Genomic DNA, 15191 nt, shown 5'->3' with positions numbered 1-15191 from the left:
AAGGAAATCACCATGTCTGTCTCGACTGCCCATGCCTCCTGCGACGAGCCCCTGCTCACCCGGGAATCCCCCATACATCAGCGCCGAGTACGCGCCGCCTGGCTGTTTCTGACGCCAATGCTGCTGTGCCTGGCCCTGGTGGCGGCCTGGCCGCTACTGCGCACATTCTGGTTCAGCCTGACCGACGCCAACCTGGCGGACACCGCTGGCGGCGCCTTTGTCGGCTTGAGCAATTATCTGTTCCACGACGGTTCCCACTGGTCGGGCATCCTGGTCGATCCACAATGGTGGAACGCTGTGCGCAACACGCTGTATTTCACCCTGGTGTCGGTGGGCCTGGAAGTCGTCCTCGGGCTGCTGGTGGCGTTGCTGCTGAACATCCAGTTCACGGGGCGCTCCCTGGTGCGTGCGCTGATTCTGATTCCGTGGGCTATTCCGACCATTGTCTCGGCCAAGATCTGGTCATGGATGCTCAATGACCAGTTCGGCATCATCAATCACCTGATGCTGAGCCTCGGGCTGATAGACGCGCCTCTGGCCTGGACCGCAGATGCGGATCTGTCGATGTGGGCGGTGATCATCGTCGACGTCTGGAAGACTTTGCCCTTTGTCACGCTGCTGATGCTGGCGGCCTTGCAGATGTTGCCGAGCGATTGCTACGAAGCCGCCAGGGTCGATGGGATTCATCCGCTTAAAGTGTTCTGGCGGGTCACGCTGCCACTGTTGATGCCGGCATTGTGGGTGGCCGCGATCTTCCGCATCCTCGACTCCCTGCGGGTGTTCGACGTCATCTATGTGCTGACCTCGAATTCGTCCAGCACCATGAGCATGTCGGTCTATGCCCGCCAACACCTGGTGGAATTCCAGGATGTCGGCTATGGCAGCGCGGCCTCGACCCTGCTGTTTCTGGTCGTTGCGGTCATCGCCATGCTTTACCTTTACCTCGGACGCCGTCAGATGGAGGCTCGAGCATGAGCCCGCACCTCCTCAAAAAAGCGCTGTTGCGCTGCGGATTCTGGTGCCTGATCGGGGTTGTGTTGCTGTATGCAGTCTTCCCTTTCTATTACGCCATCGTGACTTCGCTCAAGCCGTCCAGTGCCTTATTCGAAGTCAGCTACTGGATCGACAGTCCCGACTTTTCCCACTACGCGACAGTGCTCCACCAAGCTTCATTTCTGCGGGCTATGGGCAACTCGCTGCTGGTCGCACTGTGCGTGGTAATGCTGGCGCTGTTTCTCAGTGTGACGGCCGCCTATGCCTTGGGAAGGGTGAAGTTCCGTGGGCGCGGCACGGTATTGATGATGGTGCTCGGCGTCTCGATGTTTCCCCAGGTTGCTGTGCTGTCGGGGCTGTTCGAAGTGATCCGCGTCCTGGGCCTGTACAACACCTCTTGGGCGTTGATCCTGAGCTACACCATTTTCACCCTGCCCTTCACGGTCTGGGTGCTGACCACTTTCATGGGGCAGCTCCCTCACGAACTGGAAGAAGCGGCAATCATGGATGGCGCTTCGCCCTGGTTCACGCTGACCCGCGTGCTGTTGCCGCTGCTCTGGCCCGCCCTGGTCACCACTGGCTTATTGGCCTTCATCGCCGCGTGGAACGAGTTCCTGTTTGCCCTGACCTTCACCCTCACCGACACCCAGCGCACGGTGCCGGTGGCCATCGCCCTGATTTCCGGCGGGAGTCCCCATGAGCTGCCTTGGGGGCTGTTGATGGCGGCATCGGTGCTGGTCACCGTGCCCTTGGTGATTCTGGTGCTGATCTTCCAGCGCCGAATCGTTTCCGGTCTCACCGCCGGCGCGTTAAAGGGTTGATGCCCAACAACTACAAGGAACAGCATCGTGATCAAACTGAAGCTAGATAAGGTGAACAAACAATTGGGCGGCGCGCGGATTCTTCGCGACGTCAGCCTGGAGATTGCTGCGGGCGAATTCGTGGTGTTCGTTGGCCCTTCGGGCTGCGGAAAGTCGACCCTGCTGCGACTGATCGCAGGACTGGATTCGATCTGCGCCGGCGACCTGTTGATCGATGGGCGACGGGTCAATGACCTGGAGCCGCGCGAGCGTGGCGTCGGCATGGTGTTTCAGTCCTATGCGCTGTACCCGCACATGAGCGTCTACGACAACATCGGTTTTGGTCTCAAACTGGCCAAGACTGATAAGGGCAGCCTGCGCGAGCGGGTGCTGAAAACGGCGCAAATCCTGCAGTTGGACAAATTGCTGCAACGCAAACCAAAGGAGCTGTCCGGAGGGCAGCGTCAGCGTGTGGCCATGGGCAGGGCCATGGCGCGGGAGCCGGACATCTTGTTGTTCGATGAGCCGCTGTCCAACCTGGACGCGTCCTTGCGGGTGCAGATGCGCAACGAAATCGCCCGGCTGCATGCTCGACTGGGCTCGACCATCATCTACGTCACCCACGACCAGGTGGAAGCCATGACCCTGGCCGACAAAATTGTCGTGCTCAATGGCGGTCGCGTAGAGCAGGTCGGCTCGCCACGCGAGCTCTACGAACGCCCGGCCAGCCGCTTTGTCGCCGGCTTTCTCGGCTCACCCAGAATGAACTTCGTGGCGGCGCGCCTGCACGCCCCAGGCCAAACCAGCCTGGTCGACACCAGCGTTCTGGGTATGACCGCCCTGCCCTTCGACAGCTCGAACCTGACCGTAGGCACGTCGCTGAGCTTAGGGGTTCGTCCGGAGCACATTTCGCTCAAAGCGGCTGAAGGTGCCGGCGGCATCGTCGTGACCGGGGTCGAATACCTGGGGAGCGAAACCTACGTTCACCTCGAAGCCGATCAGGACGAGCCGCTGGTCTGTCGTTGCCAGGTCAACGCCGGATGGCAAGCGGGTGATCGAGTCGAGCTGCAGCTGGAAGTCGACAACCTGCATCTGTTCGACACCGACGGCACCGCCTTGCAGCCGTCCCCACAAGCCATTGAGACCCTGCCGAATGACGTCTCTCTGCACTCTGTCCGAGCAGGCGCCCTATGACGGTCATGAGCGAGCTGATGTCTTTTTCCCTGGACCTTGCGCAGCGCGCTCTGAGTGACGGCGTGTCTCGCGTCATCCACGCATATCGCCCCGGCGATCATACTGCCCCAGCGGCAGGCTGAGCGCCTTGCGCTGCAGTGACGCCGGTCATGAAGCAACCCTGTTCTACGATGATGGGTCGCTGCAGCGTCTGGTGCTTGACCCTAGCCGCTCGGGCGGGAGTGGGTGTCGTGGTGCTCGGCGATGACAACATGACCGGTATCGCTGAACTGTTTCCCTGGGCCGTTAGCGCGACCACTTGCCGATACGCAATGACATCCGGGCAGCCGATTTTCTACCTATCGGCCAGTTGGACTTGGTCTCTACCCTTTGCTTTTGCACTGTACATCGCGGTATCGGCACGCCGAATGAAGGCATCGAACGACTCTGATGGAATCCATGTAGCAACACCAAAGCTACAAGTCGCCTGTCCAATCTCATCAAATGGCAGGGTGTTTATTAGCGTTCGAAGCTTTTCTGCCAGTAGCCTTGTATCGATCAGTTCGCTATCCGGGCAGATCAATGCAAACTCTTCTCCGCCGGTTCTGCACAGCAGATCGGTTTTGCGTGTCGCCGAATCTATTCGAGTGCACAACGACTTCAGAACGTTATCACCACGCTGATGGCCCCAGCGGTCGTTGATCTGTTTGAAGTGATCGACGTCAAACATGATCAGCGACAGCGGACGATATTGCGCGTTAGCCTCGATGAGCAAATGCTCCATCAACTCTTCGAAGTAGCGGCGGTTATAGACTCCGGTCAGGTGATCGGTGATGTTCAACATGCGCAAGTCTTGCGTGCGTTCATCGACCAGCGACAGGGCCCGGGCGCGCTGGGTAATCAGCAAGTACACCATCAAGGTCAGCAGCAGCGACAACCCTGCTCCGAACACGACAATGAGGCTGATGGACAGCGTGTAGCTGTTGGCGAGCATAAAGGTTGAACTGGGTCGAAACTGCATCAAGTAATTCTGGTCGGCTACTTTCAGCAGCCGCTGTTCGTACAGCGCTGATGGGACCGCGGGGGCCAGGCTCTGATAGATGTTTTCCCCTTGCTGCTGCCGGTCTATCAATGAAAGTGTCACGTTCAGTCGTTGCAGACTGGGTAATGGAATACCTTGTTCCATCATAGATGCCAAGCGTACGCTGGAGACCACGAACCCCTGCAAATCATCATTGTTCAGTTGAGCCTCAGGGGGCGTCTTGAACACCGGTGCAACAAAGAAAACCCCCGACTGCCCATTGGTCATTTTCAGCGGTTCCGAAACAACTATTTGACGTGTATCTCGTGCTTTGCTCATCAAGGCTTGGTGACTCGGGCGAGCTAGAATATCCATGCCGGGCATGATCTTTACGTCATCGCGCTTCAATAAGTAGAGCAATATCCAGTGTTCCGGCCGGCTGCTGAGGGGAACTCTTTCAGCGGTGACGGGATTGATTTCATGGTATGAAAAAACACTGGTACCTTTTAGGAGCGTCTTAGCGCGAAATGCTTTTAGATCCTTTTCGAGAATCCTTGGTACCCAGCCATAGGCCTCATCCTCCCCAGCCAGAGGTGTAACAAATCCCAGAAACTCCTTTTCCGTGACATCGTCGGCGTTGATAAAGAAACGCCTCACAACGTCTAGTTTCAAGACCTGAGTGTTAAAGCGTCGTTGCAGGCGACTGAATCTTTCGTCGACCTCCAGTTGAAAAGCAACACTAACGGTACGTTGCTCTGACCCTATGAACAGAATCAGTACCAAGAACGTGACGGCCACCCCAGCTAGGCACACCAGAGCGCAAAGAACCACGTCTGGTGTTTTGAGCGCGTTCTGACGAATAGACATCATTATTGTGTTCCTTGCTCATCGCCAAAAACAGCGTGCAGTGACCTGAAGTACTTTGGAGTATCGGCACACTTGTCATTAGCTTTATCAATCAGGCGTAAGAGCAAGGGACTTGTATTAAGAAGTCCAGCCCGTTAATGGTTCGCATCTAGCATTGTGCCGGCATATAGGGCTGATACTTGAGCCAGCCCGAGCTTGCAACAGGAGCGTTGGACAGATGGTGTTCACATCCGGGCGACCCGGTGTATCCATGACAACCTCAAGTTGTGAACAATTCGACAGCATGAAAGAGGCAGATCCCCGGCTCGTGGCGACCTGCACCGCCCGCAATCTGTCCATGGACGGTTCGCGCATAAAACCGATCCAGAGCATTTGTGGCGGCGCCGGTCAAAAGCGGTGCATTTAGGCTTTATGCTTTTCAACCCTGCGGCATGACAAATCACGGTGACCGCTCAAGAAAAAAGCTTCTTGTCCCTGTCGAACTCGCGTTGTTCTTTTCATCGCAAAAAATCGGGCTATCTTCACAGAAAATCCGCTATCTAAGCCGATAGTAAGTGTTTGCGCGGCGGGGCCATCTCTATCGGCTCACTGAACTCCTTGATTGTTTACGCAGGCAACTTTGCCAGACCACTACGTCGAAACTCATCTCTTCAGAAATGTTCCGTATCGCCGATAAACAACAGAGTTGGACTACACCCTGGAGCTTCGATGCTTGTAAGCAGTTATAACGGCCTGTATGTCCTGCTATCCCTGATTGTCGCGATCTTAGCTTCCTATACCGCGCTGAACATGGCCGGTCGTGTCACGCGAACCCAAGGAAAAGCCTCTGCACTTTGGTTGGCTGGCGGTTCATTTGCCATGGGCACCGGCATCTGGTCAATGCACTTCATCGGCATGCTGGCCTTCCAACTGCCCATCAAATTGGGATATGACTTGACCCTCACGGGTCTATCGCTGGTGATTGCCATCGCTTCCTCGGCCTTCGCCCTGTGGCTGGTGTGCCAAAAGGAAATGCCGCTGCCTTGGCTGCTGGTGGGTGCGGTGTTGATGGGTATAGGCATTGCTGCCATGCACTATACCGGCATGGCAGCAATGCTGATGAATCCCGTGGTGGAGTACATTCCGGCGCTGTTTGCACTGTCGGTGCTGATCGCCATCCTCGCCTCAGGAGCGGCGCTATGGATCGCCTTCCGCCTACGTGGAGAAGGCAAGTACATCCATCGCGCGCGCCTCTGCGCCTCCCTAGTGATGGGGTGCGCCATCGTCGGAATGCACTACACCGGCATGTCAGCGGCACAATTCCCGCTTGGTAGCGTATGCGGTGCGGTCAACACCGGTATCGATAGTAAATGGCTGGTGGTGCTGGTGATCCTGGTCACCTCGGCTGTCTGTGCTATTGCCCTGATTACCTCGATGCTCGATGTTCGTACCAGCCTATTGGCCAACTCTCTTGATCGCGCCAACAGCGAACTAGTGCAACTGGCCCTGCACGACAACTTGACACGCTTGCCTAATCGCATCCTGCTCAACGACCGCCTTGAACAGGCGATCCAGAAAGCCGGCCGGCAAAAGAGCCAGTTTGCGGTGCTGTTCATGGACTTGGACGGATTCAAGATGGTGAACGATACCTACGGCCATCACATCGGCGACCAACTGCTGGTGGAAGTGGCGGCGCGTATCAATAATGCCAAGCGCGGCGAAGACACCGGGGCGCGCTTAGGCGGCGACGAATTCGTACTGCTGGTCGACCTCGCCGAGCCGGATGATGCGGCGGCTCTCGCCCAACGCCTGGTGCAAGGTATCAAGGTTCCATTTGTCTTCGGACGCCAGACCGTACATGTTTCCACAAGCATTGGTATTGCCATTTTCCCAGCCGATGGCCATACCAGCCATGAGCTGATGGTAAATGCTGATGCGGCCATGTATCACGCCAAAGAACAGGGTCGAAACGGCTACTATTTCTTCGAAAAAGCCATGAATATCGATGCCCAGCAGCAACTTCAGTTGCAGCAGGATCTGCGCAAGGCCCTCGACCAGAATGAGTTAATCCTGCACTACCAACCGAAAATGATTGCCCCCAACGGCCCTATGACGGGTGTTGAGGCCCTGTTGCGATGGAACAGTCCAAACCTGGGCTTAGTGTCCCCCGACCGCTTTCTACCCCTCGCCGAACGAACCGGGCTGATCGTGCCAATCGGCAACTGGGTAATAAATGAAGCCTGTCGGCAGATGGCCGAATGGCATGCCCTAGATCAAGGAGAATGGAGCATTGCAGTCAATCTATCGACCGTACAATTGGCCAGTGCAGAGCTGGTCGACGTCGTGCGTAGTGCACTGCAAAACAATGGCCTGCCACCTCGCTTTCTGACCCTGGAGGTCACCGAGTCTACGGCCATGCTCGATGCGGAAGCCGCGCTGATCGTCCTCGATCAGTTGTCAGCGCTGGGGGTGAGTATTTCCATCGACGACTTCGGTACCGGATATTCCAGCCTGCTTTACCTCAAGCGCCTACCCGCCAATGAGCTGAAGATCGACCGAGGCTTCATCACCGAGTTGGCTAAGAACAGCGACGATGCGGCCATTGTTTCGTCGATCGTCGCGCTGGGCAAGACGCTGGGCATGAGGGTGGTCGCCGAGGGTGTGGAAACCGCTGAACAACAAGAGATGCTTACCGATCTGGGGTGCGACATCTTGCAGGGCTACCTACTGGGCAAACCGATGAGCGCACAAAAGATGCTGGAACGCTTTACCGCCTCACAGACTCAAGCGTGATTCTGCAAGCTACAGGCGCTTGCATCAGATACGGCCATGGGCTCTCTTGGCCAAGGCAACTGGCCAGGGACGCTCGGGTGAGGCCGCTGGAGCCCTTGGAGCGCTTGCAACTCACGCCCTGGTCGATTTGGGTATCGCGACGACTACTGGTCTTGACCTCGGGTAATGCCAGGCTGGACTGCATGGAAGCACTACCCGTCTGGCGCCTAAGTCCCTGCTCGATAAAGTCGCAGTAGCTATCAAGATCCTCTGCCAGCACTTGCACCACATAATCGGCATTGCCGGTGATCTTGTGACAGGACGGCACTTCGGGCAATTGCGCAATCACCGCTTCAAAGGCACCTGCAGCATGATCGACATAAGTGGCAAAACGGATGTGCGCCAACGCCATGATATCCAGGCCCAGCATGCGGCGATCGATGAGTGGTGAACGATGCTTGAGTCGGTAGTGAACAGCCACTAGCCACTCAAGCATAAGGTTCTTTTTAACCGATCATGCTCTACTCAAGAGCCTCAGGAAAAATCCGTCAAGCTAAGTTGACAGCGTTTCTTACAGCATCTAGAGTGCGCCGGCACTATTACAAAGTGCCTCGCATTACAACAAGAAACACCGCCAAGGATTGGCGTCATGTATCGGTTTCAAGCCGCCTGATCCTCTCTTTCGCGCACCTTAAAAAATCCGATTACGGCGCTCGCCGTCAATTCCGTCGTTGTGGCTGACGCTGCAACCGGGATGGGCACGGTGCTGCCTGCCGACCCCCCAAACGCAACAGAATAAAGGAAGATTCTTATGCGTGAAGCACACTCGTGCCCGCTCAGTACCGCTCAACAGGAAGTCTGCCTGGCCATCAGCCACAGCGGCAGCAACCTCAACTACCACTTGTGCGACGTCATCGAGTTACGTGGGGACCTGAACCTGGCGCATCTGGAAGTGGCCGTCCGTGCGCAATTCCTGCAAACCGATGCCGTGCGTACCACGTTCGAAACCGACCCGCACACTGGCAACTTTGTGCAGCTCATCCATGGCAGCGACAGGTTGCCGACCAAGATCCTAGAAACACATGACCTCGGTGATCGGGCCGATCCGGAACAGGCCTACAACGACCTCCTGGATCACCTGCTGCAACACGATATGCACCTGCAACACGGACCGCTGGCGCGCTACGTACTGGTCCGCCTGGCCGAACATCACTACCGCCTGATCGAACTGGCCTCGCACCTGGTGGCGGACGGCTTCAGTCACGCCATTCTGTTCAGCTACATCACCGCTCATTACAACGCCCTGTGCCGTGGTGAACCCGTGGCGCCGCAGGAGCCTGTAGCGCTCGCCAGCGTGTTCGCTGCCGAAGAGGACTATCGCCACAGTGAGCTGTACAACAAGGATCGCAGTTACTGGCGCCAGTACTGCCTGAAAATGCCCGAGCCGACACAACTGGTGCCCGGCGACGCGCCATTGGTCAAGCTCAATCGCCTGCGCAAGGTGTTCAATGGCCCGACCCTGCTGCAACTGCGCAGCGTCGCTGGCGAGCATTCGCTGCGTCTGTCGAGCATTCTGCTGGCGTTGTGCGCCACTTATCTGCATCGCATGACCGGACAGGCTGAACTGGCGATTGGCATACCCGTCGCGGCGCGGCAACTCAAGGCACTGCGCAACGTACCGTCGATGGTCGCCAACATCCTGCCGTTGCATCTGTCATTCGATGCCGAGAGCACCGTACTGTCCTTGGCCGCGAACATTCAGCGGCAACTGCGTCATCATCTGCTGCATCAAACCTACCGCAGCGAAAGCATGATCCGCGACCTGCGTGCCGAGCGCGGTAACAAGCCGCTGTTCAACACCTTGCTCAACATCGTTGCCTACGATCAGGGGCCGGGGTTTGATGGCTGCGAAAGCACCATCCAGAACACCGCCAACGGGCCGGCGGAACATTTAGGCATCGACATCTTCGACCGTAACGGCGATGGTCGGCTGGAGATCGGTTTCAATGCCAACGCCGACCTGTACCCGAGCGCCGCACTGGAACTGCATTACCAGCGCCTGGTTACCCTGTTCGAACGTTTCGCCAATGCACCCGCCACCCTCACCGCCGATTACGACCTGTTCCTTACGGACGAACATCAGCATTTCTACGCTCTGCCAGCGCTCGGCTCGACGCTGCCGGTGTTTGCCGAGGCTTTTGCCACAGCGGTGCGCGAACATGCCGAGCGCCCGGCCCTGAGCGCGGGTGGGCGGCAACTGTCTTACGCTCGCCTTGATGCTGACGCCACGCGCCTGGCCGCGCATTTGCGTGAGCGCGGGGTAAAGGCCGGCGATTGTGTGGTGGTGGTGTTCTCGCGCAGCCTGGAATGGGTGGTAGCCGCCGTCGCGTTGTTCAAGCTGGGCGCGTGCTATGTGCCTGTGGACCCGGATCTGCCGGAGGCACGCATCGAACACATTTTCACGGATGCCGAGCCTGCGATGGTCATCGTGGCACCAGGAAGCCAGGTCAAAGCCAGCATTGCCGCCGACAAACTGCTGTGGCTCACCCCCGAGGCGCTGGCGCAGTTGCCGTCGGTCGAGCGACCGCTGGGGTCGTTCGATGCCGATCTGCCGGCCTACCTGATCTACACCTCCGGTTCCACTGGCAAGCCGAAAGGGGTCGAGGTCACCCAGCGTAATCTGGTGCCCATTGCGCACACGGCCATCGAAGCGGCCCGGCTGCAACCGGCGGCGCGAGTCCTGCAATTCATTGCAGCCGGTTTTGACATGTCGGTGTTGGAAATCATGATGACCTTGTTGGCCGGGGCCGAACTGGTCATTACCGACAAAGTCGCCAGTGCCCCCGGCAAGGCACTGGCGAAGCTGGTCAAACATGAATCCATCAACCTGCTGGTGATGACCCCTAGCCTGTTGGCCTGCCATCAGACCGAGGACTTTCCACAGGACACCATCCTGCTGTTGGGTGGCGAACCTTGTACGCCCGCCTTGCTCGCGCGCTTTGCTCACTGCCGCCTGCTCAACGTGTATGGTCCCACTGAAACCTCGTTCGCCACCTCCATCAACGCCTGCTATGGCACGGGCGATCTGTCGATCGGGCCGGCCACCGCCAACACTCGCCTGTATGTCGTGGACAGCCAGCAGCGCCTGCTTCCACCGGGGAGCTGGGGTGAGCTGTTCATTGGTGGCCCCGGTGTCGCCCGCGGTTACCGCAACCGTCCGGATCTCACTGCCAAAGGCTTTGTCAGCGACTTGCTCGATCCTCAAGGCACCATGTACCGCGCCGGCGACCGGGTGTTCTTCGACCATGCCGGGCGCATACATTACCTCGGGCGTCAGGACAACCAGATCAAGTTGCGTGGCCTGCGCATCGAACTGGACGAGATCAAAAACGTTCTGCTGGGCTGCAATGGGGTGGACGATGCCACCGTCCTGCTGCGCGACCTGGCCCACGGCCCGGCCATCGTCGGCTACGTGGCCAGCAAGGACGCCAGCCTCGACAGCCAGCACCTGAAACAGGCACTTGGACGGCACCTGCCACAGCACATGATTCCGAGCGTGATCATGCGCGTCGATGAATTTCCATTGACGCCAAACGGCAAGCTCGCGGTGGATCGCTTGCCCGCCCCGACGTTTTTCAACATCGCCGAACTGTCCCCGCCTGAAACCCCTGAAGAACAAGCCATGTGTACGCTGTTCGCCGAAGCGCTCGGTTGCTCCGAAGTGTTTGCCAACCAGAGTTTCTTCGACCTGGGCGGCCATTCGCTGCTGGGGTTGCAACTGGTCAACCGGATCAAGGAGCAGTTCGGTGTCGCCCTCGGCATCGCCGACTTCTTGGCCGCGCCGACGCCGCGCCAACTGGCTCAACGCCTGCAACGCAACACCGGTTACAGCGAGCCGTTCGACGCCGTGCTCGCGCTGCGCAGCGAAGGCCAGCGCCCCCCGTTGTTCTGTATCCACCCTGGTGGCGGCATTGCTTGGCCTTACGCTGGCTTGCTGCCCTACCTGCCTGAGGACCAGCCGCTGTACGCCTTGCAATCACCGATCCTGCAAGACCCGGAACGCGTGATCGACTCGCTGGATGAATTGGCCCGAGAATATCTGCAACGCATCATCACCCTGCAACCCCGCGGCCCCTATCAACTGGCCGGCTGGTCAGTGGGTGGCAACCTGGCATTGCGCATGGCGGCGATGTTGCAGGCACAGGGACGGGAGGTGAGTTTCCTGTGCATGTTTGACAGCTACCCGCTCCAGGGCGGAGCGGCCTCGCTGAAACTGGATGACGCGATGATCATCAGCCGCATGACCCGCGCCATCGTGGGTACGCCACGGGCCGGGTTGAAGGGGCTTAAAAGTGCTATGGAGGAAGTGCTCGGCAGCCAACAGGTCGGTGATGACTTTCTCACCCGGTTGGTGGACGACTCCAAGCGGATGCTCGAACTGCTGGGACGTTGCCAATACACGCCTTATGAAGGTGATCTGTTGTTCATCCGCGCCACCACCGACATCCTGCGTCAGGACGAACAACAGCCCACTTTGTGGTCGCCGTACATCAGCGGCAAGCTGATTCAGTACGACGTCGACGCCCCGCATGAGTGCCTGTTGCAACGCCAGTACCTCGATCTGTTCGGCCGGCGCTTTGTCGAAGAGTTGCTCAAGCGACAAGCGCTCAGTCAACAGTCGAGGGAGCAGGCGAGCCAAACCTGAACCGCTTCGTAAAAACGGCTGCACAGCTTAAAGCCTGTGACCGTCCCCTCCACATCCACGACCTGGCGCAGTTGCGCATCTGACTGGCTGTAAGTCTGGGCATAAGGTGGCGGCGCAGAGCAGAACGGACGCGGCAGAGACAGCGGTTACCCGCGCTTCGCACAGATCGGTAGGTGCGAAGCGCGCGCTCAGGTTGAGGCCCTAGTGGTTGACGCCGAGGCGTCGGACAATGCAAAAAGCAGCCCTGCTCTGACGCAGCGCGGGTGGCCTGCCCGACATCCGGCAAGGGTATAGTTCAGATTGAAGCCGCCCAAGGGATGATAAGCCCGGGCCTGGAAAACCTCGACAATGGTTGGACATCTTCATGCTGAGCGCTTTTTTGCAGTATCCCGTTTCATTTGGCGATCCAGCGGCAAATTTTAAGAAGATTCGCGATGTTTTAGACCCGGCGCGATTTGATCTCTTAGTCATGCCCGAGCTTTGCACCATCGGCTATTTTCACGACTCGCGTGAGGCATTGTTTCTTCATGCTGAGTCGGCGTTCGATGGGACAACGGCGCAGTTCTTACTGCAACTATCAGCAGACAAGAATGCAACGCTAATTGCTGGCATCGCAGAGCGTGATGGCGATCACATCTACAACACGGCGATTGTCGTATCGCGAGGACGCTGGCTGGGGAAACAACGCAAGTGCCACCTGACACGCATAGAAAAGCCTCTCTTCACCCCAGGCGATTCATTGGCCTGTTTCGATGACGGAATCTGCCGTTTTGGCGTTCTTACTTGTTTTGACCTTTGGATGCCAGAAGCCGCTCGGCTGTTAGTGCGCCAAGGTGCACAGTTATTGTGTTGCCCGGCCAACTATGGTGGCCCTTGGACAACCCGGCTTGCGCGCATTCGCGCAATGGAAAACGCCACTCCGCTAATCTGCGCCAATCGTACTGGCATGGAAGTGTATGCAGGCGCAGAGGAGACATTCAGAGGTGAAAGCCAGATTGTCGGGCCTATGGGAGACGTCTGCATATCGGCTACAGAGGAGACGTCGCTTGGCGTGTCGATAATCGACCCAGCGGCGCACGTTCTCAAGGCGAATCCTATGTGCGATGACTTGATGGAAGAGGCACGTCGCTACGCTTTATCAGGCCCACATCTAAAATGAACACGCCACGTCTGACGGCACCGCCAGCCATCTGAACCAGCGGAAGTTGATGCCTGCGCCGAAATTGCGGTAGCGCTATAGATAGGACTCTGACTCGCCGTCATCCGCCCGCCGTCTAACGTCTTTGCTCGGCTCTGGCCGAGCCTTGAATTGGTTGATTCGGGGTTGTTGCTCGACGCTGCATTCGCTCTGGCCGTGCCTGGTCGTGAAGCCAGGACGACCTCGCTCTAGTGCAAGGCGCGAGGGGGCGGATTTCTTGTACCAGGTTTGCTGATTGTCAATTCTCATCATGGCGCTAGCGCGATTCTGCCAGTGCTGTCCGGCGGGGCCATTGACTAGATGGCGGCTTTCGTCGTTCGGCTGTGGTAAGCGTGTGCTTCCCTGGTTGGCCGCTCTCATTGCACGACCGGGCTGGTTGTTCATGTCTGATTGCGCAAACGCAAGTATGAAAGTCGGTTTTCGAGTCAGTATGAGTCCTGAAATTTGGCTCGCCGCGCAGATACGCAAGTGGGCTGAGGCGATGGCTTGGGCCCCGGACTGTGCTGGATGCCGCGCAGGCGTTGAACGCCGCCACCCAAGCCTCGTCGCTGGATTGGTATAGCTTGTGGGCAGGAGCGAAACGAGGGTGCCACTATATTTGCGTTGGGTTTGGTGGGCGTCGCGTTCGAATGATGGACCCCGCCGCCGTGCAACCTTAAAAAGCGAGATTGGTGCTAAACAGCCAATTGCCACTGTCTTGATTGAGTTACTGCCATGGGTTACCTGAGTCAATCGCTACGCCATATGTGGGTACTGTGCTTTCTGGCGTTTATCGCGCCAGCGGTGTCCCTCGCGCACGCCCCTGAAATCGATCTGTACTTCGTCGAAGCCCCGCCTTTGTCGATGGCGGACGAGGACGGGCTGCATGGCATCGTCGGTGACGCAACGTTTGGGGCTGCGGCCCTGGCCGGTTATCAGTTGCACTTGATCTCGGTGCCTTGGGCGCGCGCCCAGCAAAGCGTGCGCAAGGGAGTCGACATGCTGATCATTCCCCTGTCGCGGACGCCGGAAAGAGAAGCGGATTACACCTGGATCGCGCCAATCATGACCATGGACAGGGCGTTTTTCAGTCTCGATAAGCGCGTCGAGACACTGCAACAGGCGCGCGAAACCTTTGCCCGTATTGCCGTTGGTCGAGGCAGCGCCCAAGAGCAGAAACTACGGGCAGAAGGCTTTAGCGAAACCCAGATCTATCCGTTTGAAATCGGCGAGAATCCGGCGCAACTGCTACTGATGGGGCGTGTCGATGCCTGGTTCAACGGCATTCCTGAAACGCAGAATATCTGGCGCAAAGTGTCAAATCAGCCGTTGCAGGTCAGTCCACCATTGATGAGAACCGATCTGTATCTGGCCTGTTCTAAACGCTGCAATGCGGTGCTGGTGCGCAAGTTGCGCGCGGCAGTCGCGGCACTGCGAAAGGACGGCACGCTGGAGCGCATAAAAAACGCTTACCTGAAAGCCCCCTGACAGGCCGCCGCGCCTTGGCCCGGGCCGCCCCGGCACTGGCGGATCACCTCCCCCGCGCCACCGCTCGGCCAACGGCGCGCACGGTGGCACCTCGGTGACGGACGCCACGGCAACGCCTGGGCATCGCAGATGCCGGCCAACAACGCCGCGCAGCCCTGCGACGCACACATAAACGTTCGTATCTTGGCCACGGCCTAGGTATCCTGCGCCCTCAAA

General features: G+C 58.2%; 8 protein-coding genes and 1 pseudogene. 7 read left to right on the top strand and 2 right to left on the bottom strand.

The window, feature by feature from the left end; genetic code table 11:
- Positions 1–12: 12 nt before the first annotated feature.
- From PLD_RS04715 to PLD_RS04705, 3 genes are read left to right on the top strand one after another with little or no spacing between them, the layout of a single operon-like run.
- The gene (locus PLD_RS04715) at positions 13–975 is read left to right on the top strand and encodes a carbohydrate ABC transporter permease (RefSeq protein WP_159890305.1); all 963 of its coding nucleotides are present in this window, start codon (positions 13–15) and stop codon (positions 973–975) included.
- Entirely contained in the window at positions 972–1814 is an 843-nt protein-coding gene (locus PLD_RS04710; protein WP_159890303.1) for a carbohydrate ABC transporter permease, read from the top strand. Before PLD_RS04715 ends, PLD_RS04710 begins: the two co-directional genes overlap by 4 nt.
- Positions 1815–1841: 27 nt before the next feature.
- Positions 1842–2987, top strand: a complete 1146-nt coding sequence (locus tag PLD_RS04705) for an ABC transporter ATP-binding protein (protein ID WP_159890301.1) — start codon at positions 1842–1844, stop codon at positions 2985–2987.
- Positions 2988–3321: 334 nt separating this feature from the next.
- Here the strand turns inward: PLD_RS04705 and PLD_RS04700 are convergent, their stop codons facing one another.
- The gene (locus PLD_RS04700; protein WP_159890299.1) at positions 3322–4857 is read right to left on the bottom strand and encodes a diguanylate cyclase; all 1536 of its coding nucleotides are present in this window, start codon (positions 4855–4857) and stop codon (positions 3322–3324) included.
- A 705-nt stretch (positions 4858–5562) separates the two neighbouring features.
- Between PLD_RS04700 and PLD_RS04695 the strand changes: the two genes are divergently transcribed.
- Entirely contained in the window at positions 5563–7626 is a 2064-nt protein-coding gene (locus PLD_RS04695) for a bifunctional diguanylate cyclase/phosphodiesterase (RefSeq protein WP_159890297.1), read from the top strand.
- A gap of 111 nt (positions 7627–7737) precedes the next feature.
- On the opposite strand, the pseudogene PLD_RS30580 reads toward PLD_RS04695, so the two are convergent.
- A pseudogene (locus tag PLD_RS30580) lies at positions 7738–8047 on the bottom strand (Lrp/AsnC family transcriptional regulator); the annotation flags it as partial.
- Between the two features lie 369 nt (positions 8048–8416).
- Between PLD_RS30580 and PLD_RS04685 the strand changes: the two are divergent.
- The 3 genes from PLD_RS04685 to PLD_RS04675 all read left to right on the top strand — a co-directional run bounded on the left by PLD_RS04685 (position 8417) and on the right by PLD_RS04675 (position 14975).
- Positions 8417–12310 (top strand): non-ribosomal peptide synthetase, encoded by a 3894-nt coding sequence (locus PLD_RS04685; RefSeq protein ID WP_159890295.1) that lies wholly within the window; start codon positions 8417–8419, stop codon positions 12308–12310.
- A 364-nt stretch (positions 12311–12674) separates the two neighbouring features.
- Positions 12675–13469: a nitrilase-related carbon-nitrogen hydrolase gene (locus tag PLD_RS04680; protein WP_159890293.1), complete on the top strand. Its 795-nt coding sequence runs from the start codon at positions 12675–12677 to the stop codon at positions 13467–13469.
- Between the two features lie 753 nt (positions 13470–14222).
- Positions 14223–14975, top strand: a complete 753-nt coding sequence (locus PLD_RS04675) for an ABC transporter substrate-binding protein (RefSeq protein ID WP_159890291.1) — start codon at positions 14223–14225, stop codon at positions 14973–14975.
- Positions 14976–15191 lie beyond the last annotated feature (216 nt).

The organism is Pseudomonas sp. LD120 (genome assembly GCF_009861525.1).
GTDB lineage: Bacteria > Pseudomonadota > Gammaproteobacteria > Pseudomonadales > Pseudomonadaceae > Aquipseudomonas.
The sequence above is the reverse complement of the archived record's forward strand: the minus strand, read 5'-3'. Positions and strand labels throughout refer to the sequence as shown.